Raw genomic sequence first — 23,951 nt, 5'->3', positions numbered from 1 at the left:
AAAATGTCCTCAGGGATTCCTTGGAGCGTTGCTCAGAGCGCGAACTGCCCGGACGTCTGCTGGATCTTGACGATCACGAACTCGGCCGGGCGGACCGGCGCGATGCCGACCAGGACGTTGACGATGCCGTTCTCGATGTCCTCGGCGGTCGTGGTGTCGCTGTCGCACTTGACGAAGTAGGCGTCGCGGGGCGTGCCGCCCTTGAAGGCGCCCTGGCGGAAGAGGGTGTGCAGGTACGAGGAGGCGGCGAGCCGGATCTGCTGCCACAGGTTCTCGTCGTTGGGTTCGAACACCACCCACTGGAGGCCTCGCTGAAGGCTCTCCTCGACGTGCAGGGCGAGCCGCCGCACCGGCACGTACTTCCACTCGCTGTCGAGTGCGTCGGAGCCCTCCAGCGTGCGCGCTCCCCAGACCACCGGGCCGGTCACCGGGAAGGTGCGCAGGCAGTTGACGCCGAGCGGGTTGAGCAGGCCGGTCTCGCGGTCGGTCAGGTTGACCGTGAGCGAGTGCACGCCGGCGAGCCGGGCCTCGGTGCCGGCCGGGGCCTTCCACACGCCGCGCTCGGAGTCCGTACGGGCGATGACGCCCGCGACGGCGCCGGACGGCGGGAAGGAGCGCAGCCGGCCCGTGAGGGGGTCGGTGAGCTGGAGGTGCGGGAAGTACAGGCCCGCGTGGTTGCCGCGCACGGCGTCGAAGGCGGCGAGCCCGGCCCGGGCGGTGTCCACGCTGACCCAGGTGCCCGGCGCGTCGACCAGCAGGAAGATCCGCCGTTCCTGGCACAGCCGCTGGGCGGCCGAGACGACGGTGACGGCGTCCTCCGTCTTCTCGTAGCCCGCGAGTTCGGGCAGCACGAGGAGGTTCACGTCGGCGACGCCGCGCAGCGCCTGGATGCCGGACTTGTCGGCCTCGGAGCCGATGAGGTCGCGCGGTCCGGGCGCCTCGCCGTCCTCGCCGCCCTCCAGCGGGAAGACGGGCGGGTTGACGGAGGCCTCCAGGCCCAGGTCGTTGGCGCACTCGCCGAGGAAGCGGACGACGTCCTCGGGGTCGGTGGAGCCCGCGACGACCTGGATGCGCCGGCCGAAGGCGGTGACCTCGGCGCCCGCGAAGGCGTGCTTGCCGGGCGCGTCGGGCAGGGCGCGCAGCTTGCGCTCCAGCAGCAGCGCCAGCTCGGCGACGGAGTGCGGGGCCTCGCCGTCGCAGTCGGGGTCGTAGAGCGTGAACTCCCGCTCGACGTCGCCGATCTTGACGGTGAGGTCCACGGCGAGGTCGGGCAGGTCGTGCCCGAAGGGCTTGGAGACGGTGCCGGACGGGTCGGGGCGGCCCTCGCCCACGACCTCGACGCGGACCAGCCGGGAGCCGGCGTTGACGACGGTCTGCACGTACCGGCCGTGGGACGGGTCGGTGGACAGGCCGGTGAAGCTCTCGCGGGCCTCGCCCTTGGCGTCGTGGACCCGCAGGTTGAAGGTCTCCTCCGGGCGGGGCGTGTCGTAGTCGACGGCGACGCGCAGGCCGTTGCCCCACACGCCGGGTTCCTTGGCGTGCACCGCGAGGACGTCGCACTCGCTGTGGCCCTCGGTGGACTCCAGCGTGACGCGGGCGGCCTTGCCGCTGCCGGCCTTGGCGACCCGGACGATCACGGCGACGGTGCCGCCGTTGCCGAAGAACTGGTGAACGGCGTAGCCGACGGCGCTCTGGGCGCTCAGCCCCCCGAAGCGGCGCTCGAACTCGGTGAAGCTGGTGACGCGGACCGGCTCGTTCAGCGGACCGCGGCGGGTGTGGCCCACGAAGGCGGTCACCGAAGTGGTCAGGGTCGAGATGGTGCGGGTGCTGCTGGGAAGCTCTTCGACGTAGACACCGGGATACGTCGGCTTGGCGGCGCTCACTGCACTCATCGGCATTCCCCCTCCTATCCCTGTCTCGGGCACCGGATGACGGCACCAAGAGAGGTGAGGGAGGGACGTTCCGGCCATGCGCGAGGACTCGGGCCCCCGCCCGCCGGCGGGGGACACACGCGCACCTCATCAGTTCCCCCGTCAGTACCCGTGCGGTTCGGTCGCCCGGGTCAAGCAGCACGCTTGTGACTCCTGATGCTCAAGTGCTCAACCCACCTTCTTGCGTTCGGAGTTGGCCGAACAAGACGGGTTCTGGCCAGCACAGTGGAAGGTTCTGTGAAGGCAGAATTCCGCGATCCGCACATCACACCCGCGCGCCCTCGTGGAGTGGTCCACACCTCCTGCACAGCGGCGGTGATCGCCGGGCGGAGGGCATGCCTGGAAGACCCCGCGCCTCCGGCACCGGTGCCTCATCCGCCCGGCGCACTCCGCAGGTTCTCCCCCAGTCGTACATCCCTCGATGGCCGGTTTCGGCGGGGCGCCATGGACACGCACGGAGTTGATCGATGCCTTACGGGATCCACCCCCGAGTGCCCCCTTTCGACCGGGACATGCCCGACCCGAACGCCAGGCTGCGCCACCCCTTCCAGCGCGTAGAAATATCTACGAGCATGGCCAGTGCCGGACCGGCACGCGGAGCCCGAGGCTCCGCGGGTCACCGGCCCGTGTCCAGCGTGCGCCCGTCGGGGCGCTGCCGACTGTGCCTGGGGTGGCCATGCAGAGCGTGATGTGGAAGCAAGCCGTCGAGTGGCTCGCCGCGGCCGCCAGGGACCCTCAGGAGTGCAAGCGGGAGTGGGACTACGGCACGGGGACGGCGCTGGTGGAGGCGGGGCGGTACTGGGACGTGCTCAGCGTCCCCGACCGGCTCGGCCTGCTCGCCCTGGACTATCTGTGGCGCGACCCCCTGAAGATGCCCGGCCCCACCCTGGTGGACAGCGCGGCCCGCAGAGTGGGCTTCTTCCTGCCACCCGACCCCGTCAGCGAGTGGGTCGGTTTCGGGGTCCGGCACGTCGGCCGGGGCTCCTGGGTCGCCGTGCCGCCGCCCTACCGGCCCGCCGGGCGCCTGGAGTGGCTCGTCCCGCCGGACGGCACGGGCAGCCTGCACGCCCCCGGCACGCTGGAGTCGGCCCTGCGGGAGGCCACCGAGACCCTCGCCGTGCTGGCACCGGTCAGCGCGGAACACGCGGTGGCCGACTGCTGGTGAGGTGAGTGCCGTCGGGGGCGGCCGTCCCCGGGTGCCGGCCGACGGTCCAGGTGGTGAGGGCGGCCCAGGTCTCGCTCGCGGACGGCGCCGCGAAGGAGACCCACTGGCCGTCACGGTGCTCCGGGATCGCGTGGCCCCTGGCCTGCCATTCGGCGACGAGGGCCGCGTAGATGGGCGGATGCCCCCCGTATCCGCTGGTGAGTTCGGCGAACGACCGGGGAGCGGCGTCGTTCCCGAGAAGGCGCCGCGCCGTCTCAGTGCTGTCCATGCCCGGTCAACGCGACGCGGCACGCCGGTGGTACGCGGGCCGGGTCCCGTCCGTCGGGTCGGGTGAACCCGTCACCCGTACGGCGGCACCCGGGCACCGGACAAACATCCAGTGAGGCGGTCGCACGTTCAGGACGGGGTCGTTCCCGGTGAAGGCTTCCGGCACGGCGGCGCGGGCCGCTTCGCATTCCGGCGGGCTGCTCGACCCCGGCCGTACGCATCCGGTAACACTGACCTCAGGCCGAGGACCGGGCCGGCACCGCGCCCGGAACCGGGCCTCCCGGTACGACGGCAGGGAGAGGCCATGTCACAGCGCCCTGACCTCCGGCAGCGCAGGGCCGTGCTGGAGCACGAGTGGTCCCGCTGGGTGCCGCGGCTGAGCGCCGCGGGCGCGCGGCCGGGCGGCAGCGCGGCGTTGCGCCACGAGGTGACCGAGTCCTGGGCGCGCTCACTGAGCAGCGTGGACCCCGGGCGGGACAGCGCCCCGGTCACCGACGCCGGCCCCGTCCACCAGCGCTGGACGTCCTCGCCGCTGTACCGGCCGGTCGCGGGCCTCGCCGGGGAACTGCGCAGCATCGCCGAGGACGCCGGCTTCGTCACGGCCGTCACCGACGAGTCCGGCACCATCCTGTGGACCTGCGGCGGCCCGACCATGCGCCGCCGGGCCGAGCGCGTCAACTTCGCCCCGGGCGGCCGGTGGGACGAGCAGGCCATGGGCACCAACGCCCTGTCCCTCGCCCTGCGCACCGGCCGTCCCAGCTCCGTCTTCTCCGCCGAGCACCTGGTGTCGGCCCTGCACGGCTGGGTCTGCTACTGCGCCCCGGTCCACGGCCCGGACGGGCGCGTCCTCGGCGTGCTGGACCTGTCGACCACCTGGGACCGTTCGCACCCCCTGGCCATGTCCACCGTACGCACACTGGTGTCCACCATCGAGGCCCGCCTCGCCACGGAACAGCCTCGCCCGGGACAGCTGCGGCTCACCTGCCTCGGCGCGGAACGAGCCGTCCCGGCCGTGCGGGAGGGACGGCCACTCCCCCTGCGCCCCCGCCAGGTGGAGATCCTCACCCTGCTCGCGCTCGAACCCGACGGTTTCTCCCCGGAACGGCTGCGCGCCGCCCTCTACGGCGACCGGCCGGTCACCGCGTCCACCTTCAAAGCGGAGATCTCCCACCTGCGCCGCGCCCTCGGCGGCGGCGTCTCCCCACGCCGCTACGCCCTGACGATCCCCGTCTCCTGCGACGCCGACGACGTCCTGCGCGCCCTGGAGCAGGGCGACACCGACACCGCCCTGCGCCTCTACGGCGGCCCGCTGCTCCCCCGCTCAGAGGCCCCCGGCATCGAGGAGTGGCGAACCCGCCTCGAAGTGGCCGTACGCGAGGCCGTACTGGCGAGCACGCACCCGGAACACGCCCTGCGCTACGGCGAACGGGCCCCGTACGACGCGGAGATCCACGAACACGCGCTGCACCTGCTCGGCCCCGGCGACACCCGCCGGGCGATCGCGCGGGGCCGCCTGACCACGGCCCGACGGGACTGACGGCCCGCCACGGCGCCAACCTTGCGCCAACCTCCCGGGAGCACAGTGAGGTCGTCACGACGGCGTGAACCGTCACCCGCCCGTCATCTCACCGAGGAGAGCCGCCATGGTGTACGCGCAGCCCGGAACGGACGGCAGCATCGTCGCCTTCGCCCGCCGCTACGACAACTTCATCGACGGCGACTGGGTCGCCCCCGTGGAGGGCCGCTACTTCGAAAACCCGACCCCCGTGACGGGCAAGGTCTTCTGCGAGGTCGCCCGCTCCTCCGCGGCCGACGTCGACCTGGCCCTGGACGCCGCGCACCGGGCGGCCGACCGGTGGGGCCGCACCTCCACCGCGGAACGCGCGCGTGTCCTGGGCAGGATCGCGGACCGCATCGAGGAGCACCTGGAGAAGATCGCGGTCGCCGAGACCTGGGAGAACGGCAAGCCGGTCCGCGAGACGCTGGCCGCCGACATCCCGCTGGCCGTCGACCACTTCCGGTACTTCGCCGGCGTCGTCCGCGCGCAGGAGGGCAGCATCGCGGAGATCGACGCCGACACCGTCGCGTACCACTTCCACGAACCGCTGGGCGTGGTCGGCCAGATCATCCCGTGGAACTTCCCGATCCTCATGGCCACCTGGAAGCTGGCCCCCGCGCTGGCCGCCGGCAACTGCGTGGTCATCAAGCCGGCCGAGCAGACCCCGGCCAGTCTCCTCTACGTCATCGAGCTGATCGCCGACCTGCTCCCGCCCGGCGTGGTCAACGTGGTCAACGGCTTCGGCGTGGAGGCGGGCAAACCCTTGGCCTCCAGCCCGCGCGTGGCGAAGGTGGCGTTCACCGGGGAGACCACGACCGGTCGCCTGATCATGCAGTACGCGAGCGAGAACATCATCCCCGTCACGCTGGAACTGGGCGGCAAGAGCCCGAACATCTTCCTGCCCGACGTCATGGCCGCCGACGACGACTTCCTGGACAAGGCGGTCGAGGGCTTCGTGATGTTCGCCCTCAACCAGGGCGAGGTCTGCACGTGCCCGTCCCGCGCCCTGATCCCCTCGTCGATCTACGACGACTTCATGGCCCGCTGTGTCGAGCGCACCCGGGCCATCGTGGGCGGCGACCCGCTGGACCCGGACACCATGCTCGGCGCGCAGGCGAGCAACGACCAGTACGAGAAGATCCTCTCCTACCTCGACATCGGCCGGAAGGAGGGCGCCGAGGTCGTCACGGGTGGCAACCCCCGTGCGGTGCCCGGCCTGGAAGGCGGCTACTACATCGAGCCGACGATCTTCCGCGGCACCAACGACATGCGGATCTTCCAGGAGGAGATCTTCGGCCCGGTGGTCTCGGTGACGACGTACGACTCCGTCGACGAAGCCCTGAAGATCGCCAACGACACGCTGTACGGCCTCGGCGCGGGCGTCTGGACCCGCGACGGCAACACGGCCTATCGCATGGGCCGCGCGATCAAGGCGGGCCGGGTGTGGACCAACTGCTACCACGCGTACCCGGCGCACGCGGCCTTCGGCGGCTACAAGAAGTCCGGCATCGGACGCGAGACGCACAAGATGATGCTCGACCATTACCAGCAGACGAAGAATCTTCTGGTGTCGTACTCGCCGAAGAAGCTGGGTTTCTTCTAAACACATGCGAGAAGGCGCCTGACCTGGGCCTCCGCCTGTCAGGCGCCCTTCACTCAACCCGCTCTCGATCGAGCCCGGCTTGCGCGCGGCAGCGTCTGTCGGCGGGGCCGGGAGCCAAGGGCGAACGGTTCTACGACTGGCCCGCCGCAGCATCGACATCTTGGACTGGCATGGAGGCCCACGGACGGTCTCTGCAACCTGTGCCGTGATGGAACACGGGGGCTGCGCGCCGTACCGGTTGGCGATGTCCAACGCGCCGCTCCGTGTCTGCTCACGCTCGGGCCCAGCGTTGGTTGACGCCGGTGTGGCAGCTCCACACGATCACCGCGGCGCCGTTGGCGGTGCTGCCGCCGTTGACGTCCAGGCAGAGTCCGGTCCGGACGTTGCTGACGGTTCCGTCGGTGTTGACATTCCATTGCTGGTTCGCGCCACCGGTGCAGTCCCAGATCCGTGCTCGGGTGCCGGGGGCGGCGTCGTTCGGCACGTCCAGGCATCTGTCCATCACCCGCAGGGTCTGTCCGGTCTGAGTGAACCGCTGGTTGGTGCCGGTGTGGCAGTCCCAGATGATCATCTGGGCGCCGTTGGACGAGTTGGCACCGCTGACGTCCAGGCATCGGTCGGCGGACTGGCTCCGCAGCCGGAAGGTGGTCGGGTCCGGGGGATTCGGGTTCGGCTCAGCACCCGTGAAGAAGCTCCAGACCTCTTGCTTGACCCAGCTCCTGGCGCCGCTCTCACAGCCGGCGCACCCGTCCACGGGGCCTTGCTGGTGACCTCCGTCGAACGCGGCCCAGACGACCGGATACCCCTCTCGGCAACCCGAGTAGGCGGTGGTGATGTGGGTGCGGCTGCCCGGCGCGGGCTCCGGCGGGTTCTGGGGAGTGCAGCCGTTGTTCCTGACGAACCTGTCCCGCATCCCGCGGCCGGCGCCGATGTTGTCGTTGATGCCGTGGATTCCCATGTACGCGAAGGGCTGGGTGCCCCCGCTGCACCCGCTGATCCCCCCGGGCGCGGCTATCGCGGCGACCGCGCGGAAGACGTTCGGCCTGGCACATGCGAGTGCGTAGCTCATGGCTCCGCCGTAGCTGAAGCCGAGGGCGAAGCGCTGCGTGGTGTCGACACAGAGGTCGTTGTCGATACGCCTGATCATGTCGTCGACGAAGGTCACGTCCTCGCCGCCGGAGTTGCCCCAGCCGTTGTTGAGGCCCTGCGGAGCTACGAAGATCGCGCTGTTGTCCGCCAGTCGCCGGAGTCCGTAGTGGGCATAGACATCGCCATCGCTTCCGCCCCCGGCGACCTGCCCGGCGGTGCCACCCAACCAGTGGAATCCGAAGATCAGTCGGTATTGGCGGGTGTTGTCGTAGTTCTCAGGGATGCTCAGGATGAAGGAGCGGCTCTTGCCGTTGCTTTGAATCGTGTGCGTACCGCTCGTCAGTGTGGGGGCACGTCCGCATCCGGCGGTCCCCGCAAGGGTGGCCCCGGCGGTGGGCGACGTGTCGGCCGCGACGCTGACTCCTGCCCCGCCGGCCATGGCCAGAACGAGCAATGCCGCTGACACGGCTCGCCCGAACAACCATCTGTGGATCGACATCATGCGACTCCCTCGCTGCTCGGTGACATGGCTCTGACTGGTCGGTGGGACCGCAGTTCGCCCTGGGGCTGGATGCGGTCGAGTCGGAAGCGCTGATTGGTGCTGCCGGTGGCCGCCCACTGGGAGATGCGGGCTCCGTCGGCGGTGGAGGCCTCCCACACGTCCAGGGCGAGGCCGCTCTGCCGGTTGACCAGACCGATCACGCCACCGCCGTGGTCGACGATCCGCCACTGCTGGCCGGCGGCGTCCGTACCGGGCTGCTGGGTGATGTCGGCGCCGCTGCCGCTACCGGCGACTTGCAGGAACAGACCACTGTGCCCGAGCCGGATCTTGTAGTGCCCGCCGTCGGAGGGCAGGAACTCGAAGTGCTGGTTGAGACCGGCGGTGATCTGCCACTGGATCAGCCGCGCACCGGCGGCTGTGGACGCACCGTTGATATCGGCGGCCTTGCCGCTGTGCTGGGCCACCAGCCGGTAGGCCACGCCGGCCTCCACCGGACCCGACCTGAGTGCGGACGCGCGGTAGGTGCGGCCGGCCTGGCCGGTGAACTCGATGAGATCGGCCTCGAGCCGCTTCGGCTGGACCGGCTCGCCGCTCGATTCGTCCCGCAGCGTGAACTCGCCGGTGAAGATCCGGCCGCGCACCCGGACGGCACCGGTTCGGTCGGGTGTGACGACGAACTCGATCCGGCCGCTGCTCCACTCGGCGCCGACGGTGTAACCGCCGCGGCCGCGCAGTCCGCTCACCCGCCCGGTGGGCCAGGCGGCCGGCAGCGCCGGCAGCACGTGCAGTTCGCCGTTGTGGCTCTGCAACAGCATCTCCGCGATGCCCGAGGTGGCGCCGAAGTTGCCGTCGATCTGGAACGGTGGGTGCAGGTCGAACATGTTGGGCGCGAGCCGGTCCGTCCGCACCAGGTCCCGGATCAGCTTGTGGGCCCGGGCACCGTCCTCCAACCGCGCCCAGAAGTTGATCTTCCAGGCGAGCGACCAACCCGTCCCGTCGTCACCGCGCAGCTCCAGCGTCCGCCGCGCGGCCTCGTGCAACTGAGGTGTACCGCGCTTGGTGATCTGGTTGCTCGGATGCAGACCGTACAGGTGGGAGACGTGCCGGTGCGTCCGCTCGGTCTCCACCCAGTCGGCCAGCCACTCCTGGACATTGCCCCTGGAGCCGACCTTCGTCGGCGCCAGCCGGTCCCGGGCCGCCAGCGCCTGAGCGCGGAAGCCGGCGTCCACGCCGAGGACTTCGCCGGCTCGGGCGACGCTGTTGAAGAGGTCGCGCAGGATCTGGTTGTCCATGGTGGGCCCGGCGCAGACGGTGGCGTTCGCGTGGTGAGCGAGTTCCGGGGAGTTCGACGGGTTGGTGACCAGGTATCCGAGCGACGGGTGGGCGACCAGGGTGTCGAGGAAGAACTGGGCGGCGCCCTTCAGGGCCGGATAGTTCGAGCGGAGGAAGTCGGTGTCACCTGTGAACAGGTAGTGGTCCCAGATCAGGGTGGCCAGCCATGCGCCACCGGTCTGCCACATCCCCCACCGCGCTTCGTCGACGACCGAGGCGCCCCGCCACGCGTCGGTGTTGTGATGCGTCACCCAGCCGCCCGCGCCGTACTGCGCCTGGGCCACCCGGGCGCCGGTCACGGTCAGGTCGTCGATCATGTCGAAGACCGGGAGGAAGCATTCGGACAGGTTCGTCGTGTCGGCGGGCCAGTAGTTCATCGGCAGGTTGGCGTTGATGGTGAACTTGGAGTCCCAGGAGGGAGCCATCTGGTCGTTCCAGATGCCCTGCAGGTTCGCCGGCTGGGTGCCCGGCCGCGAGGACGAGATGAGCAGATACCGGCCGAACTGGAACAACAGGGCGGACAACTGCGGGTCGTTCGCTTGCGCGTGCTGTGCGATGCGTACGTCGGTCGGCTGGTCGGCCGCCGCGGTACGTCCCAGATCGACCGACACGCGGTTGAACAGCGCCTGGTAGTCGGCGAGATGCCGCTTGCGCAGTTGGTCGATGCCGATGTCGCGGGCGGCGTTGAGGTGGCGCCGCGCGATCCCCTGGTAGTCGCCGTCGACCCTCCGGAAGTCGACGTAGCCGGAGCCGATCGACACCAGCACCGTCACGCTGGTGGCGCCGGAGACCCGCAGTGTGCCGCCCGAGCTGCTGACCGTGCCGCCCGTCACGGCGGCGTGGGCCAGGGCGAGGAACCGGACCCGCCCGGTGATGCCCTCCATGGTGCCGGAGACGCCGTCGAGGGCGATCGTGGCCCCGTCCGGGCTGGACACCGTGGTCCGTTGCGGACTGTCGAACGTGGCGTTGAAGGCGATGGAGTTGGCCCGGTCGGCCGTCAGCCGGACCACGATCACCTGGTCCGGCGCGCTGGCGAACACCTCACGCTGGTACCGCACGCCGCCCAGCACGTAGGTCGTGACGGCCGTGGCGGTGGTGAGGTCGAGCGTCCGGTTGTACTGCGACGCGCCGGTAGCGCTGCCCAAGGAGAGCAGAAGGTTTCCGACCGGCTGGTAGGCGAGCTGTCCGGCCGGGCTGCCCAGCATCGTCTGATTGATCAGGTCCTGCGCCGGCCCCCACTGATCCGCGAAGACCCGCCGCCGGATCTCAGCGATGTTGGCGGCGCCGCGGGGGTTGGCGGAGTCGTACGGACCGCCGGCCCAGACGGTGTCCTCGTTGAGCTGCAGCCGTTCGTTGTCGACGTTGCCGAACACCATCGCGCCGAGGCGTCCGTTGCCGATCGGCAGTGCCCGCAGCCACTCCGTGCCGGCCGGCTTGTCGTACCACAGTGCGAAATCGTTGGCGGCCAGGACCTTCGGCGGCGCGGCCGAGCCGCTCCTGGCGGTGGCCGTCCACCCACCCGGCACGATCCCTGCTCCAGCCGCCGCTCCCGCGGCGAGAAACCGTCTGCGTGTCACCTCGGACATGTCGTTCTCCCTTCACGGAATGGAGCAGGTCACTGACGTTTCGTCACCCGTCACGGTCGAGGCCCCGGCCGCCACCCCTGCCCCGGTGGGCGCGTGGCCGGGTGGCCAACAGGCCGAGCGGTCACCGTCCACCGTTTCCGCCGAGTCGGGCGCCACGTCGCGCGTCGGTGTTCTGGATCTGCCATCTCTGGTTGTCGCCGCCCCAGCACGCCCACAGCTGCACCTTGAAGGTGGCGGTGTTCACGTCGAGGCAGAGGCCGGAGCGCACGCTGCGGATGGTGCCGTCAGCGCCCACCGTCCAACGTTGGTTGTCGCCGCCGTTGCACGCCCACGTGCCGACCACGGTGCCGTTCGTCGTCCCGCTGCCGTAGGCGTCCAGGCACTTCTGGCCCCCGAGTGCGGTGATCTGCCCGCCCGCCGTCAAGGTCCACTGCTGGCCAACCGTGTTGGCGCAGGTGGACACCTGGACCTGGATGTTCGCGGTGGTCCCGCCGGGGATGTCGAGACAGCGCCCGGTGCTGACGTCGCGCAGCAGGCTGGTCGGGGCCGGGACGTCGCCGTCCAGGCCCCAGCCGTATCTGAGGCGCTCGCGGCCGCTGGGGCTGGGGGTGCTGAGCGTGAGGTTGGTACCGGTGCCGTGCAGTTTCTGCATGGCGTACCAGTCGTCGCCCTGGCCGGCGCGTATCTTCCCGCCTAGGCCGGGCCAGTAGATCGAGCCGATCCGCAGTTCCCGGAGCACCGTGGTGGTGGCCCGGAAGTAGCGCACGAAGTTGTCGGTGCTGCCGGCGTCGTGGTAGTTGAGCCCGGTATCCATCGGCGCGCCGAACTCGTCGACGACAGTGCGGTCGGCGCAGGAGCCGATCGCGTTCCGCAGGTACGCCACCCACTGGTCGTAGGTCTTCGCGCCGCTGAAGAAGGTGTAGTGGTGCAGCGACAGGAACGTCCCGTCAAGGCGGCGGTCCGCGCACATGGATTTGATGTCGGTGTTCAGGCCGGCGCCACTGACGAAGACGCGGTTCCGCGGAATCGACGGGTGGCTGCTGATCCAGTTGCTCACCACGTTCGCCCACTCGGCGGCGCTGTGCCCGCCCGGTTCGTTCATCGGCTCGAAGTGGACGAGGCTGTTGGTGCCGTACCGGGCGAGAACGGTGTTCCACATGGTGTCGAAGGCGCTCGGGTTGACGATGCGACCGTCGCGGGCGGCCACCCCGTCGTCCCAGTAGGAGAGGACGACCTTGAATCCCTTCGCGGTGGCCGCGTCTATCGCGCCCGCGTACGCGCTCCACCAGTTCGTCCCGACTGTGTAGGTGTTGATCGGGAGCCGAACGGTGTTGGCGCCGAGGTTGTTCTCGAAGCCGGTGTAGACGGCGTTGGCCTTCGCCACGACCGTCTCGTAGCTGTCGGAGGCGCTCAACCCATGCAGGACCAGCGGTCCACCGTGGAAGTTGTCACCGAGTCGGGCCCAGTTGACGCCGCGGAACTGGGCGGTGTCGGCGGCGGCCGGCGAGGCGCTCTGGTGCTCGGCGACCGCGAGCGCGCTGAGAGCGGTCAGGACGCAGGCGAGCGCCCGGGCGAGGTGGCGCCGGCGAGGGGTGTGGGGCATGGTCGTGCCTTCCCGGTTGGCGGTGTGGTCACGTCTGCGCTGTGCGGGGTCCGTTGACGCGGGCCGCCCGGCGGCAGTCGGCCGAGCCGGCGCGGAGCTTGCCCTCTCCGCGCCGGCCCCTCCCAGATCGCTCGCGCAGCGAGCATGTCAGCGTCATGCCGCTGCCGTGGCGCCTGGAAAGCCTCACTCCCCCGCTTCGCCCGAATCTCCGGTCGGCAGGGGGAGTTGTCTGGGTGAGTAGCCCCATCGACCGTCATCACCACCGCCGGCGAACGCCGCCGGAATGCTGGGCGTGCCGCTTTCGATTTCACAGGTCATGAATGGAGAAAGCAGCGAGTAGAGCACTAGAACATTGGCAGATTGTCATGGTCTATTCAAGAGGAGAAGCATGGTTATCTTTGGGCCTGCGCCGCCGCGCAACCAAATGGAGAAGCGCGACTTTCGGCTGCCACCCCGCATAACCTTTTCAGTCGGTGAATCCGAGTGACGCTCGCGTGTAAATCACGGCAGCTCTCTTTAAGCGGCGTCAGGCGAAGGGAGCAGCGCCAAGGCGACACTCAGCCGCTCAAGGGGGACCAGTTCGTCGGCGGCCCGGCCGCAGTCCGCACAGGACCGGGTGTGCCGGGTGATGCGCTTGCGCCACAGCGCGCTCGGTACGCCGTCCCAGCCCCCCAGCGCGGCGGTCAGCAGTGGGCACCGAGGGCTGGCTTCCAGCGCGGCGACGATTGCCCGGCTCAGTTCCAGTTGGTTGCGCATCCGCTGGACCCGCACACCCGCGTGAGCCACGCTCGTTCCCAGCGCTGCCGCGAGCTCCACCCTCGTCAGGCGGCCCGCGGTCTCCAGCCACCACAGCGACAGCAGCGCCCGGGCGTCCGGGTCGAGCCATCGACTGGCGCGTACGGTCCTTCGGCGATGACCGGACAGCTCGACGTGGATCAGGGCCAGGTTCTCGGCGTCGGCGTCCGGCGGGTCGGTCATCTCGTCGAGTGGGGCCGTCCGTTCGGCGTCCGCCTGCCGCCGGTGCAGATGGGTGCTGATCTGCCGTGTCGCGATCGTGGCCAGCCAGGGCCGGAAGCACTCCGGGGCGCGCAACGTGCGCAGCTCGGGAAGTGCGCGCAGCATCGTGTCCTGCACCACGTCGTCGACGTCCGCGAGCTCACCCAGCGCCCTGCGCACGATCGCGTACACCAGCGGCAGGTACGTCGCGGCCAGGTCGTCGAGCGCTCGTGGATCGCCGGCCTGTGCGGCGACGACCAGGCTCGTCTCGTCGGCTCGGCCGGCTCGCATCACGTGCCCGTACGCGTTGCCTCGGGCAAGGCCGCCCCGCGTGCCGCGCATGTCGCCACCGTCGGATTCGCGCGCACGACCGACTCGGGGGCGGCCGGCTGGTAATGCCTGGCAGCCCGTCATCGCCCCGGCCGTCCGCCGTCAACGGGAAGAACGATGCCGTCGACTTGTTCCTGCGCCGAAAAGGCGAGGAACACCGTGGCCGCGGCGAGATCGTCGGCGTACCTCCGGCGACCGGCCGGGATCCGGCCGAGGACGCCGCGCCCGCCGCGCTCCTTCGCCGGGACCGGCGCCTCGGCGGCCCGGCTCTCGATCTCCAGGGGCCGGGGCCCGCGGTGGACAACCGCCTTCATCGATCCTCCATCCCCATGGTGTCGAACGTCCCTTCAGCGGTGGATCGGCATGGTCCAGGAGTGACCGCGAGCAGCCGCCGACCGGCCCGCTCCGGCCGTATGTGCGGTCCGTCGGGTGCGTGTGCCGTTCGCTGACGGGCCGAGGTCATCGCCGTTTCGTCGATCCGGATGCCCAGGCCCGGCGTGTCACCGAGCACGAAGGCGCCGTCCTCGACGTGCAGGTCCATCGCGACGCCGATCGGCGGCCGCAGGCCCTGCAGTTCGCTGACGAGGTGGTTGGGCACCGATGTCGCGGCGTGCAGCAGCGCGACGGGCGTGTTGCCGATCGGGCTGACCGGCAGGTCGTAGGCGTGCGCCAGCGCGGCGACACGCAGGAAGTGGGTGACTCCCCAGACCGCGGCCGTCTGGACGATGTCGACGCCTCCCGCCGCGATCAGCGGGCCGAACTGCTCGAGGCCGGTGAGGTTCTCCCCACTGGCGACCGCCGCCCGTACGCCACGGCTGACAGCGGCCAGGCCGTCGGCGTCCCAGCGCCGGACCGGCTCCTCGATCCAGGTCAGGTCGAGTGCGCGTTCCAGTTCACCGACGTGGCGTACCGCCTGCTTGCGGCTCCAGGACTCGTTCGCGTCCAGCATGAGCCCTGGCCGCCTCCCGTGCGCGGCCTCGGTCAGTACCTCGCGTACGAGCGACAGCCGGTGCAGGTCACGCTCGATGTCCAGGCCGCCCTTGAGCTTCGCCGCCCTCAGCCCCCGTTCGGCATAGACCTGGTAGGTGGCGACGAGTTCGTCATCGGTGAGGCCGATGTCCAGGCCGGAGGCGTAGGCGTCGACCACGCGGTCGCTGCCGCCGAGCAACCGCCACAGCGGCTCCCCCACCGCCTGTGCCTTGATGTCCCACAACGCCGTGTCGAACGCGCCGATCGTGCCGAACACCACGCCGGCGTGCCCGGCTTTGAAGGTGTGCCGCAGCATGCGGTCGTAGAGGGCGGTCACCGCGCGCGGGTCCTGGCCGTCGATGGCGGCGAAGATCGCCTCGGCTTCCACGTGCGGTCCCAGGCCGACTCCGGTGATCCCCTCGTCGGTCTCGACGATGACGACCGGCACGGGCATGACGCCGTCGGCGTAGACGCCGTTGGCGTCACCGACGGGTCGGCCCCATCGCTGTGCCGTCGTCAGGGTTCTGTACCCGGTGATGCGCATGCGTCAGCCCTTCGTCGCGCCGGCCGTCACGCCGTCGGCGATCTGGCGCTGCAGGAACAGGTAGGTCACCAACACGGGCAGCCCGGCGATCAGGACACCGGCTGCGAAGGTGGGGATGTCGGCGGAGTACTGGCCGCGCAGTGAGGTGATGCCCACCATCAGGGTGCGATGGTCGGCCGACGGCATCATCAGCAGCGAGATGAGCACGTCGTTCCAGCAGAACAGCGCGTCGAGGATGCCCACCGACAGCAGTGCCGGAGCACCCATCGGCAGCATGATCCGCCGGTAGACGCCGTACAGGGTGTTTCCGTCGATCCGTGCGGCGTCGACGAGTTCGGTGGGCACCGCTCGGTAGTAGCTCGTCAGCAGGAAGACGGTGAACGGCAGGAACTGAGCGACATAGGCGAGGACCAGCCCGGGATAGGTGTCGATGAGACCGCCGTCGGCCATGATCCTGGCCAGCGGCACCATGATCACCTGGAATGGGATGAACAGTGCCGTGAGGCAGACCAGGGCCAGCGCGGACGAGCCACGGAACCGCACCTGGGCCAGCGCGAACCCGGCCATGGACCCGATCAGCAGCAACAGCGCCACGGCACAGGCCACCACGATCACGGAGTTGAGGAAGTACCGCCCCATGCCGACGCTGTTCCACGCGGTGCTGAGGTTGTCCCACCGGAGAGTGCTCGCCAGGGAGAACCGGTCGAGGATGTACTCCCGGCGGGTCTTCATCGCGACGTTGGCGGTGAACAGCAGCGGGTAGACCGTCGCCATGGCGAGGAGGCCCATGGGCACGGCGACCAGCCATCTGCCCGGCCCCGGGCGGGACATCAGTCCTCCCTCCCCGCCCGGCGCAGCAGGCCGACCTGGAGCAGGCCCACGACCAGCATGACGAGGAAGAGGACGGTGGACGCGGCCGAGGCGAGCGCCGGGCGGCTCATCTGCCCCTGCTGGACCCAGATGTAGTACTCCGGCAGGTATGTCGACCCTTCCGGGCCACCACTGGTCATGACGTAGAGCAGTCCGAACATCGAGGTCAGCATTCCGATCATCGTGGTGACGACGACGAACTGGATGGTGCGGGACAGACCCGGGATGATGACGTGCCAGATCATCCGCGCGAGCGAGGCGCCGTCGACCCGGGCGGCGTCCAGGAGTGCGGAGTCCAGGGTCGCGAACCCGGCCAGGAACACCACCAGCGCCATCCCCGCCGTCGCCCAGATGTGCACGCCGACGACGGTGAAGATGGCTACGTCGGGATCGCCGAGCCAGTCGACCGGGCCGACTCCCGAGCCGCCGAGCACGGTGTTCAGCGGACCGTCGAAGGCCAGGAGCAGGTTGAAGATCGCGCCGACGATCACCGGGGAGAGCACGGCCGGGAAGAAGTAGACGCTCCGGAAGAACGAATGCCCCGGCACCCGCAGGTGGATGAAGGTGGCGAGCAGTCCCGGGATCGCGACCGCGACCGGCAGCAGCAGCACCAGCCATCCGACGTTGCGCAGCGCGGTGCGGAACAGCGGGTCGTGGATGAGCTCCGCGTAGTTGTCGAGCCCCACCGTGGCGCCGTTGCGTTCGCCGTCACCGGTGAAGGAGAAGCTGACGCCCAGTCCCAGTGGCCAGAGCCGGAGCACCACGATGATCAGGACAGCGGGAGCGACCAGGACGTAGGGGGCGAGGCGTTCGGCGCGCCGGCCGACCGGTGACATGGCCTCAGCCCGCTTGGTCGGACGCCGCCAGCTGCCTGACCGCCGCGTCCACCGTGACCGATCCGCTCAGCAGTTGCTGAGACAGCCGCCCCATCAGTTCCACGGTCCTGGACGGCAGGGCCACGTGCAGAGCGGGCTTGCCACGGTCGATCCCGGACACGATGGTGGCGACGGCCGGGCCGCCGCCCGAGACGTCCACGGTGCGGTCGGCCGCGATGGCGCCCGCGTCGGCGTAGAACGACTTCAGCGCGTCGGTCGAGGTCAGGGATCGCACCAGGTCGGCGGCGACCTCGGGGTCCTTGGTCCACTTCGCGACGGCGTAGCCGATGCCGCCGTCGTAGGGAAGGCTCGGCGTGGCGCCGGCCATGACGACCGGCGACTTCATGACGCCGACGTCGTCGGCGTCGAGGAACTCGGTGAAGTCCTTCCAGTGCCCGGTGTCCGACATCAGCCCGATGACGTGGGCGGCCTTGTTGGACTGGAACACCGCGAACGCGTCGTTGAACATCGCCGTCGAGTTCGCCCCGTCGTTGTTCAGGTCTTTGTCGTTGACCTCTTTCCAGAGCGAGAAGACCCGCTTGACCGCCGGCGAGGACCAGTCTCGTCTGCCGGCGATCCAGTCGTCGTACTCCTTGGGCGACAGGACGCCCGAGCCGAGCCCGGACAGGAAGAACTGTATGCCGATGCCTTCCTTGTTGCCCTGCGCGAAGCATCTGGCACCGGTCGCCTTGGTGAGGGTCCGGCAGTCGGCGACGAACTCGTCCCAACGGGTGGCCGGCTGCTCCGGGTCCAGCCCCGCCTTCCGGTACAGCGACTTGTTGTAGTAGATCGGGTGACCTTGCAAGGTCACCGGGGCGGCGTAGGTCTTGCCGTCCTTGGTGAAGGCATCCCACCCGGCCAGCCGCTTCCTGTCGTCACGGACGTACTCGTCCAGCGGCAGCAGGGAGTCCGCGCGGTCACGGATCTGCCCGCCACCGTTGAAGAGCATGACGTCCGGCCCCTTGCCGGCTTGGATGGCGGCCCCGAGCAGGGTGTAGTACTGATCGAACGGCTGCGCGACGAACTCGACCGTCACGCCGGGATGCCGCTGGGCGAAGTCGGCCTTGGCCTTCTTGACGTAGGAGGACGCTGTGGCGTCGCCGGACTTCCAGTCCCAGACGACGAGCTTGCCCTTCGAACCACCGGACGCCGCATCCGGGTCGGAGGCGCTGCCGCAGCCGGCTAAGACGACGAGGCCGGCAACCAGGGTCACCGACCACAGTGTTCGTTGCTTCATTGCTGCCCCACTCTCCTGAGGTGGCCGGCTGTCCGGCGGTTGAGGCTGAGGAGGAACGCAACTCGTATGACGTATGTAACTCGTATGACGTATGACGTCAACCGGATGCCGTATAGTTGGCGAGCATCCGTGGTACGGCACGGGCCCCGGGGGGTGTCATGACGGCAGTACCGCAGTCATCCGCAGAGGCCTCCGAGGCCCCAGCCTGGAGCCGGCGCCCGGCGAACCTTGCCGCCGCGGTCACGGCTGAGCTGGTGGAGCGGATCGTCCGTGGAGTCCATCCGTCCGGTTCGCCGCTTCCCCCCGAGCCCGTACTCTGCGAGACCTTCTCGGTCAGCCGCACCGTGGTCCGCGAGGCGGTGAAGATCCTTCAGGAGAAGGGGCTGGTTCAGGTCCGCCAGGGCGCCGGCACGATGGTCACCCCGCCGGCGAAGTGGAACATGCTCGACGAGCTGGTCCTCCGCGCGACGATCACGGAGGACGAGAGCCTGGCCATCCTCGATCACCTCGTCGCGACCCGCCGCGCGCTGGAGGCCGACATGGCCAACGTCGCCGCCCGCCTGGCGAACGCCGAGGTGATCGACCGGCTACGCAGTCTGGTGGAGCGGATGGACGAGCTCGTCGACGACCCCGCCGCGTACCACGAAGAGGACCGGGCGTTCCACGACACCGTCATGCAGGCGTCAGGGAACCGCATCGGCCGTGCCGTGGTGCGTTCGCTGGAGCGTCAGGTCATCGACTCCGCCCGTTACGTGGGCCGAACCGGCCGCGCCTTCTGCGTCGCCTCCAACCACGGCCATCGGCGCATCTACGAGCGGATCGCCGCGCACGACCCCAGGGGTGCGGCCGAGGCGATGTTCACCCACATCACCGAGGCGTGGGTGGTGCGCCGCAGCGGACCGGGCGAGCCGACCCGACTACGGCGTTAGAGGCGAGCCCCGCTCGCGACCGACAGGTCCTGCCGCGAGCGAGGCCGACGCGTTCCGCTATCGCTGCGCCCACTGCTGGTTGCTGCCGCCGTTGCAGGACCAGAGGATGATCCTGGTGCCGTTGGCGGTGCCGCCGGCGTTGGCGTCGAGGCACAGTCCGGACTGGACGCCGGTGATGGTGCCGTTGGGGTTGACGTTCCATTGCTGGTTGTTCTGGCCGTTGCAGTCCCAGATGATGACCGCGGTGCCGTTGGTGGTGCCGCGTCCGCTGGCGTCGAGGCACTTGTCGCCGTTGACGGTCAGTTGTTTTCCGGCGGTGTAGGTCCAGGTCTGGCCGGCCGCGCCGGTGCAGTCCTGGAGTTGGGCCTGCGCGCCGTTGGTGGTGCCGGGAACGGTCAGGCAGCGGCCGGACTGCGCGCCCACGATCTGCTGGGGCGTCGTCGGCGGTGGGGTGGTGTCCTGCGGTCCGGCGGACGCCATCACGTCCTGGGCGCCGGAAGGCCAGTTGCCGTTGGTGACCGTCACATTGCCGGAGACCACGTTGCCGCGGTCCCCGTTGGTCACGTTCGTGCTGCCGTTGGTCGACCAGTTGTCGGTGACGGTCCAGTTCCCCATGTTCTCGCCACCCCAGTAATTGGCCGTCGCCCACGTACCGGTGTTCGAGAAGACGTTGTTGGTGGCCTTGTAGTACTTCGAGCCCTCGTCGAAGTACACCCCGAAGTACCCGTTGGTCCGCAGGCAGTAGTTCCGGCTGATCTGCGCGCCCGGGTTCCATCCGAGCGTGTAGATGCAGCCGCCGTCGTTCATCTGCTGCATGACGTCGTGGATGTAGTTGCCGATGAGCCGGTTGTTGGACGCGGTGGTCGGCGTCGTGTAGCGCGGCTGGTAGTTGTACAGGCCTCGGTTGGCGTAGTGGTTGCTGCCGCCCGCGTCGTTGGCGCCCCAGCCGTACCCGATCGACATGCCGGAGTACGGCATGTTGTAGACCTCGTTCCGGGCGACGAGGCTGTTGGTGACGTACGTGGTCAGGACGGAGACGACACCCCGGTAGTCCGCGCCGAGGTCATGGATGCGGTTGTCGCTGATCGTGATGTCCCTGTTGACCATGCGCTGGTCGCCGGGGTGGTGGGCGTCGGCGCGCACACCGCCCACGAGGATGCCGCCGGCTGAGCTCCGGGCGATCTCCGACCGGGTCACCGTGATGTCGGCGGCGCCCAGGCCGACACCGCTGGCGTGGGCGCCCGCGTCATTGCCGATGCCGATGGCCGTCTGGCCCAGGTTGACGAACCGGGAGTCGCTGAAGGTGATGGTGTTGGCGGCGGAGACCTGCACGGCGGCCGGCATCTGCTGCCAGTGCGGCCGGGCGGCCTCGAACTGCGTGCAGCCGTTGTGGCAGGAGTCGAAGCCCGGCCAGTTCCAGTTGCCGGAGATGTACGCGCCGGTCTGCTGGTCCACGTAACCCTGGTTGCTGCTGGGGCCCAGCCAGCTCGTACCGGTGAAGGTGATCCCGCTGAACGTGATGTGGTGCGCCGGCTCGCTGTACGTGCCACCGACGTTCACCAGCGACTGCAGCGTCGGCAGTTCCACGTCGGCGGTGCTCATGTTCTGCCCGGCCCGGGGGATGTAGTACAAGGTTCCGGCCCTGGGGTTGAGGTACCACTCGCCGGGCGAGTCCAGGAACTCGTAGGCGTTGGACAGGTAGAACGGACCGGCCCGGTGTGGCCGCATGAGGGTGTCGTAGCCGAAGTTGTTGTTGTTCCACGCCGGCTGCTGCATCGTGATGAAGTTGTCCCTGATGCTCTGTACCGGCGAGTACCGGTCGGTGAAGGAGTTGACGCCCTCCACCTCGATCCGGCTCTGGTCGGCCAGGTTGTTCAGATAGCTCAGCGCACCGCTCGAGAACCTCATTCCGGCGCTGGAGGCCGTGAAATCGGCCCTGTTGACCTGGGTGCGTGCCCGGGTGGCGACGGCGCCGTCGACATAGAGCTGCCGGGCGTCGAGACCGGCGGGCACGTCGGCCTTCCAGATGTTCCTGGCCGCGTCGGCCACCGACCAGCCGGTGACCGCCCGGGCACCGGTGATCACCGGACGCGCGGACGGGGCGGCCCGCCACACGACCTTGTGACCGCCTGAGCCGGAGTCCTCCGCCGTCAGCCGGAAGGGCTGGGCCAGTCGGTACACACCGTCGGCCAACTGCACCACGATGTCGTCCGACATGGCGTCGTTGAGTGCTCGCACCGCCGCCTGCGCGCCTGTCAGTGAGCACGGCCGCTCGCTGGAACAGTCGGTGCCGGTGCCGGACGGCGAGACGTACACGGTGCGGGGAGCCGCGGACGCGGGCGCGGGGAACGCCACCACGGCGGTCGCGGTCAAACCGACTGTGGCGGCTCCGGCCAGAAGCCGCCTTCCTATCGTGAGAGGTGTGAACATCCTGTCTCCTTTTGGCGGTTCCGGGGGTTCCCGGCCCGAAGGGGATGGCGGCGCGAGCGGCACAGCGACCCCTATGACCCGTTCGAGGGAGCGTTTTCCAGTCCGCGGAGGACGGTTCGGAGGTAGGACAGCCCGTCACGGGCGAGGGAGTCCTGCGACGGGGCGAGCGGCCGCCAGATCGAGGCCGCCGTGGCGATGGCCTCGTTCCGCGCGGTGAACGACTCGATGCACAGCGCGCCGCCGTAGCCGGTCGTGGCCAGGCCGGCGAGGAAGCGTGGCCAGTCGAAGTGGTCGGCGCCCGGGGCGCCGCGGTCGGTGCCGCTGACCTGGACGTGCTTGATGTGCGGACCAGCCGCGACGAGCGCCTCGTAGGGATCGGCCTCCTCGATGTTCATGTGATAGGTGTCGATCATGAGACCGACGTTCGCGGGCAGACCGTCGATCAGCTCCACCGCCTGCTCGACGGTGTTGACGACGCTCGTCTCATAGCGGTTGAGGGCCTCCACGCCGATGCTCACGCCCCGCTCCCCCGCGTGGTCGGCCACGGGCCGCAGGGCGCGCCGGACGTCCGCGTAGCAGGCCGCGCGCTCAAGCGGTGACATGCGCCAGGTCCGCCCCACCGCGGCGTAGACCGGGCCGCCGACGCAGGGCGCGCCGACGGCCACCGCACTGTCCACACACGTCTTCAGGTACGCCACAGTGGAGGCGACGGCCTCCGGCGGGGCGTTCACGAGGTCACGCCCGGGCGAGGTGACCGCACAGACGCCGACCGCGCGCAGGCCGTGCGCCGCCAGCAGGTCCCGGGTGCGGGCCGGGTCCCAGTCGCCGGGTCGCTCGATCGGCAGCTCGACCGCGTCGAACCCGAACGCGGCGATCCGCGGCACCAGTTCGGCCATGGCCTCGTCGTCGACCGGCGAGGCCCAGACCCACGGGTTGACACCGATGGTGTACACCGGCCTACTTCCAGCGCTTCGGGTAGCCGGGCAGGTCGGTGCAGCCGCACATCGCGTAGTGCAGCGGCGGCATGCTGGGGTCGACGTACTCGTCCAGGTTGTCCTGGGTGATGGTCGGCTGGGGCAGCTTCCACGGGTTCGGCACCCGCTCGCCGTCGAGGATCTTCAGCGCGGCGATGACCGGGGTGCGCCACTGGTAGGTCGGGTAGGTGGGGGCGATCGCCGTGAGCTTCTTGTCCTTCCACAGCTTCAGGAAGTCGAGCTGGTCCTCGCCGTTGATCGGCGGCACGGGCTTGCCGGCGTCCTCGAACGCCTCGACCGCCGCGCCCGCGACCGCCCCGGCGTCCATCCAGACGCCGTCGATCGTGCCGTACCGCTGGATGTAGTCGTTGACGATCTTCTTCGTCCTGGCCGGGTCGCCGTCGGTGAACTCGACGCCGACGACGTCGACGCCCGCCTTGTCGAAGGCGACCTTCGCCGCGGACCAGCGGGTCTCCAGCACGTCGACGCCGGGCAGGATGCGCAGCGCGAGCACCTTGCCGCCCTTCTTCATCTTCCGGGTGACGAACTCCGCCGCGACGTGGCCGAATCCGTAGCCGCCGATCGGGTTGATGAACGTCACCGGGCAGGTCGTGTCGACACCGCGGTCGAAGACGATGACCGGCAGGCCCTTCTCGCAGGCGGCCTCCACGGCCGGGGTGAGCGTCGCGGTGGTGTTCGGCGAGACGATGAGCGCGTGGCAGCCCTTGCCGAGGAGGTCGTTGATGTCGGCGATCTGCTTCTGGTCCTTGGCTTCGGCGTCGACGTGGACGAACTCGGAGATCCGGCCGCGGTGCGTGTCGACCTCGGCCTGCATGGTCTTGAAACCGACCTGGCGCCAGGGGTTGTTCAGCCCCGCGTTGGAGAAGCAGATCTTGTACGGTCCGGGCTTCTTGAACTTCGCGGTCTCCACCATCTCCGGATTGAGCGCCTGTTCCCAGGGCTTGCCGGCCGGCCCGGTGGGCGCGGCGTCCAGGAGCGCGAGCTGCTCGTCGTAGTCGGCCTGCACGAAGAACTTCGACTGCTTGCCGGTGCCCGACCCGGTGCCCGCGGTGGGCGAACCCGATGCGCCGGTGGTGGGCTCGTCCGTGGAGCAGCCGGCCAGCACCAGTAAGGCGCTCACGGCCAGCACCGTCATGGAAT

The 23,951-nt window shown here is 69.7% G+C and carries 18 protein-coding genes; 4 read left to right on the top strand and 14 right to left on the bottom strand.

Annotation, left to right across the window (positions count from 1 at the left end):
• Nucleotides 1–32: 32 nt before the first annotated feature.
• A complete protein-coding gene (locus tag SCNRRL3882_RS36050; protein WP_029180992.1) occupies nt 33–1,898 on the bottom strand; it encodes a phage tail sheath subtilisin-like domain-containing protein in 1,866 nt (621 codons plus the stop codon).
• A 709-nt stretch (nt 1,899–2,607) separates the two neighbouring features.
• On the opposite strand from SCNRRL3882_RS36050, the gene SCNRRL3882_RS36045 reads away from it, so the two are divergent.
• The gene (locus SCNRRL3882_RS36045) at nt 2,608–3,096 is read left to right on the top strand and encodes a hypothetical protein (protein ID WP_029180991.1); all 489 of its coding nucleotides are present in this window, start codon (nt 2,608–2,610) and stop codon (nt 3,094–3,096) included.
• Here the strand turns inward: SCNRRL3882_RS36045 and SCNRRL3882_RS36040 are convergent.
• On the bottom strand, nt 3,062–3,364 hold the full coding sequence (locus tag SCNRRL3882_RS36040) for a hypothetical protein (protein ID WP_050810205.1): 303 nt from the start codon (nt 3,362–3,364) through the stop codon (nt 3,062–3,064). The two genes, SCNRRL3882_RS36045 and SCNRRL3882_RS36040, sit on opposite strands and share 35 nt — an antisense overlap.
• Nucleotides 3,365–3,667: 303 nt before the next feature.
• On the opposite strand from SCNRRL3882_RS36040, the gene SCNRRL3882_RS36035 reads away from it, so the two are divergent.
• Both SCNRRL3882_RS36035 and adh read left to right on the top strand, forming a co-directional pair.
• On the top strand, nt 3,668–4,900 hold the full coding sequence (locus SCNRRL3882_RS36035) for a helix-turn-helix domain-containing protein (RefSeq protein WP_010037430.1): 1,233 nt from the start codon (nt 3,668–3,670) through the stop codon (nt 4,898–4,900).
• A gap of 106 nt (nt 4,901–5,006) precedes the next feature.
• Nucleotides 5,007–6,524 (top strand): aldehyde dehydrogenase, encoded by a 1,518-nt coding sequence (adh, locus tag SCNRRL3882_RS36030; RefSeq protein ID WP_010037429.1) that lies wholly within the window; start codon nt 5,007–5,009, stop codon nt 6,522–6,524.
• Nucleotides 6,525–6,795: 271 nt separating this feature from the next.
• Here adh and SCNRRL3882_RS36025 read toward each other — a convergent pair whose 3' ends face one another.
• The 9 genes from SCNRRL3882_RS36025 to SCNRRL3882_RS35985 all read right to left on the bottom strand — a co-directional run bounded on the left by SCNRRL3882_RS36025 (nt 6,796) and on the right by SCNRRL3882_RS35985 (nt 18,457).
• Complete coding sequence (locus SCNRRL3882_RS36025; RefSeq protein ID WP_010037427.1) at nt 6,796–8,052, bottom strand: RICIN domain-containing protein; 1,257 nt, start codon at nt 8,050–8,052, stop codon at nt 6,796–6,798.
• A gap of 59 nt (nt 8,053–8,111) precedes the next feature.
• Complete coding sequence (locus SCNRRL3882_RS36020) at nt 8,112–11,033, bottom strand: glycosyl hydrolase family 95 catalytic domain-containing protein (protein ID WP_029180989.1); 2,922 nt, start codon at nt 11,031–11,033, stop codon at nt 8,112–8,114.
• A gap of 121 nt (nt 11,034–11,154) precedes the next feature.
• Nucleotides 11,155–12,636, bottom strand: coding sequence for a ricin-type beta-trefoil lectin domain protein (locus tag SCNRRL3882_RS36015; protein WP_010037422.1), 1,482 nt, complete (start codon nt 12,634–12,636; stop codon nt 11,155–11,157).
• 516 nt (nt 12,637–13,152) lie between these two features.
• Nucleotides 13,153–13,974, bottom strand: coding sequence for an RNA polymerase sigma factor (locus SCNRRL3882_RS36010; protein WP_010037421.1), 822 nt, complete (start codon nt 13,972–13,974; stop codon nt 13,153–13,155).
• Nucleotides 13,975–14,042: 68 nt separating this feature from the next.
• Nucleotides 14,043–14,276, bottom strand: a complete 234-nt coding sequence (locus tag SCNRRL3882_RS36005) for a hypothetical protein (RefSeq protein WP_010037420.1) — start codon at nt 14,274–14,276, stop codon at nt 14,043–14,045.
• Nucleotides 14,273–15,475, bottom strand: coding sequence for a mandelate racemase/muconate lactonizing enzyme family protein (locus tag SCNRRL3882_RS36000; protein WP_010037419.1), 1,203 nt, complete (start codon nt 15,473–15,475; stop codon nt 14,273–14,275). Before SCNRRL3882_RS36000 ends, SCNRRL3882_RS36005 begins: the two co-directional genes overlap by 4 nt.
• Nucleotides 15,476–15,478: 3 nt before the next feature.
• Complete coding sequence (locus SCNRRL3882_RS35995; protein WP_010037417.1) at nt 15,479–16,306, bottom strand: carbohydrate ABC transporter permease; 828 nt, start codon at nt 16,304–16,306, stop codon at nt 15,479–15,481.
• The gene (locus tag SCNRRL3882_RS35990) at nt 16,306–17,181 is read right to left on the bottom strand and encodes a carbohydrate ABC transporter permease (RefSeq protein ID WP_010037415.1); all 876 of its coding nucleotides are present in this window, start codon (nt 17,179–17,181) and stop codon (nt 16,306–16,308) included. The genes SCNRRL3882_RS35995 and SCNRRL3882_RS35990 overlap by 1 nt, the downstream gene beginning before the upstream one ends.
• A 4-nt stretch (nt 17,182–17,185) precedes the next feature.
• Complete coding sequence (locus tag SCNRRL3882_RS35985) at nt 17,186–18,457, bottom strand: ABC transporter substrate-binding protein (protein ID WP_010037414.1); 1,272 nt, start codon at nt 18,455–18,457, stop codon at nt 17,186–17,188.
• Between the two features lie 158 nt (nt 18,458–18,615).
• On the opposite strand from SCNRRL3882_RS35985, the gene SCNRRL3882_RS35980 reads away from it, so the two are divergent.
• Entirely contained in the window at nt 18,616–19,386 is a 771-nt protein-coding gene (locus SCNRRL3882_RS35980; protein ID WP_029180988.1) for a FadR/GntR family transcriptional regulator, read from the top strand.
• A 57-nt stretch (nt 19,387–19,443) separates the two neighbouring features.
• Here the strand turns inward: SCNRRL3882_RS35980 and SCNRRL3882_RS35975 are convergent, their stop codons facing one another.
• The 3 genes from SCNRRL3882_RS35975 to SCNRRL3882_RS35965 all read right to left on the bottom strand — a co-directional run bounded on the left by SCNRRL3882_RS35975 (nt 19,444) and on the right by SCNRRL3882_RS35965 (nt 23,946).
• Nucleotides 19,444–21,816: an RICIN domain-containing protein gene (locus tag SCNRRL3882_RS35975; RefSeq protein WP_173937329.1), complete on the bottom strand. Its 2,373-nt coding sequence runs from the start codon at nt 21,814–21,816 to the stop codon at nt 19,444–19,446.
• Between the two features lie 71 nt (nt 21,817–21,887).
• Entirely contained in the window at nt 21,888–22,769 is an 882-nt protein-coding gene (locus tag SCNRRL3882_RS35970) for a sugar phosphate isomerase/epimerase family protein (protein WP_010037408.1), read from the bottom strand.
• Between the two features lie 4 nt (nt 22,770–22,773).
• Nucleotides 22,774–23,946, bottom strand: a complete 1,173-nt coding sequence (locus tag SCNRRL3882_RS35965; protein WP_010037407.1) for a substrate-binding domain-containing protein — start codon at nt 23,944–23,946, stop codon at nt 22,774–22,776.
• Between the last annotated feature and the right edge of the window lie 5 nt (nt 23,947–23,951).

Origin of the sequence: Streptomyces chartreusis NRRL 3882, assembly GCF_900236475.1 — a bacterium.
Lineage (GTDB): Bacteria > Actinomycetota > Actinomycetes > Streptomycetales > Streptomycetaceae > Streptomyces > Streptomyces chartreusis_D.
Note: the sequence above shows the minus strand (reverse complement) of the source record. Positions and strands in the feature narration are given on the sequence as shown.

Excerpts from the sequence above, each read along its gene's own strand:
- SCNRRL3882_RS36050 (WP_029180992.1), bottom strand. The coding sequence starts at position 1,898 with ATGCCGATGAGTGCAGTGAGCGCCGCCAAGCCGACGTATCCCGGTGTC.
- SCNRRL3882_RS36045 (WP_029180991.1), top strand. The coding sequence starts at position 2,608 with ATGCAGAGCGTGATGTGGAAGCAAGCCGTCGAGTGGCTCGCCGCGGCC.
- SCNRRL3882_RS36040 (WP_050810205.1), bottom strand. The coding sequence starts at position 3,364 with ATGGACAGCACTGAGACGGCGCGGCGCCTTCTCGGGAACGACGCCGCT.
- SCNRRL3882_RS36035 (WP_010037430.1), top strand. The coding sequence starts at position 3,668 with ATGTCACAGCGCCCTGACCTCCGGCAGCGCAGGGCCGTGCTGGAGCAC.
- adh (WP_010037429.1), top strand. The coding sequence starts at position 5,007 with ATGGTGTACGCGCAGCCCGGAACGGACGGCAGCATCGTCGCCTTCGCC.
- SCNRRL3882_RS36025 (WP_010037427.1), bottom strand. The coding sequence starts at position 8,052 with ATGGCCGGCGGGGCAGGAGTCAGCGTCGCGGCCGACACGTCGCCCACC.
- SCNRRL3882_RS36020 (WP_029180989.1), bottom strand. The coding sequence starts at position 11,033 with ATGTCCGAGGTGACACGCAGACGGTTTCTCGCCGCGGGAGCGGCGGCT.
- SCNRRL3882_RS36015 (WP_010037422.1), bottom strand. The coding sequence starts at position 12,636 with ATGCCCCACACCCCTCGCCGGCGCCACCTCGCCCGGGCGCTCGCCTGC.
- SCNRRL3882_RS36010 (WP_010037421.1), bottom strand. The coding sequence starts at position 13,974 with ATGCGCGGCACGCGGGGCGGCCTTGCCCGAGGCAACGCGTACGGGCAC.
- SCNRRL3882_RS36005 (WP_010037420.1), bottom strand. The coding sequence starts at position 14,276 with ATGAAGGCGGTTGTCCACCGCGGGCCCCGGCCCCTGGAGATCGAGAGC.
- SCNRRL3882_RS36000 (WP_010037419.1), bottom strand. The coding sequence starts at position 15,475 with ATGCGCATCACCGGGTACAGAACCCTGACGACGGCACAGCGATGGGGC.
- SCNRRL3882_RS35995 (WP_010037417.1), bottom strand. The coding sequence starts at position 16,306 with ATGTCCCGCCCGGGGCCGGGCAGATGGCTGGTCGCCGTGCCCATGGGC.
- SCNRRL3882_RS35990 (WP_010037415.1), bottom strand. The coding sequence starts at position 17,181 with ATGTCACCGGTCGGCCGGCGCGCCGAACGCCTCGCCCCCTACGTCCTG.
- SCNRRL3882_RS35985 (WP_010037414.1), bottom strand. The coding sequence starts at position 18,457 with ATGAAGCAACGAACACTGTGGTCGGTGACCCTGGTTGCCGGCCTCGTC.
- SCNRRL3882_RS35980 (WP_029180988.1), top strand. The coding sequence starts at position 18,616 with ATGACGGCAGTACCGCAGTCATCCGCAGAGGCCTCCGAGGCCCCAGCC.
- SCNRRL3882_RS35975 (WP_173937329.1), bottom strand. The coding sequence starts at position 21,816 with ATGTTCACACCTCTCACGATAGGAAGGCGGCTTCTGGCCGGAGCCGCC.
- SCNRRL3882_RS35965 (WP_010037407.1), bottom strand. The coding sequence starts at position 23,946 with ATGACGGTGCTGGCCGTGAGCGCCTTACTGGTGCTGGCCGGCTGCTCC.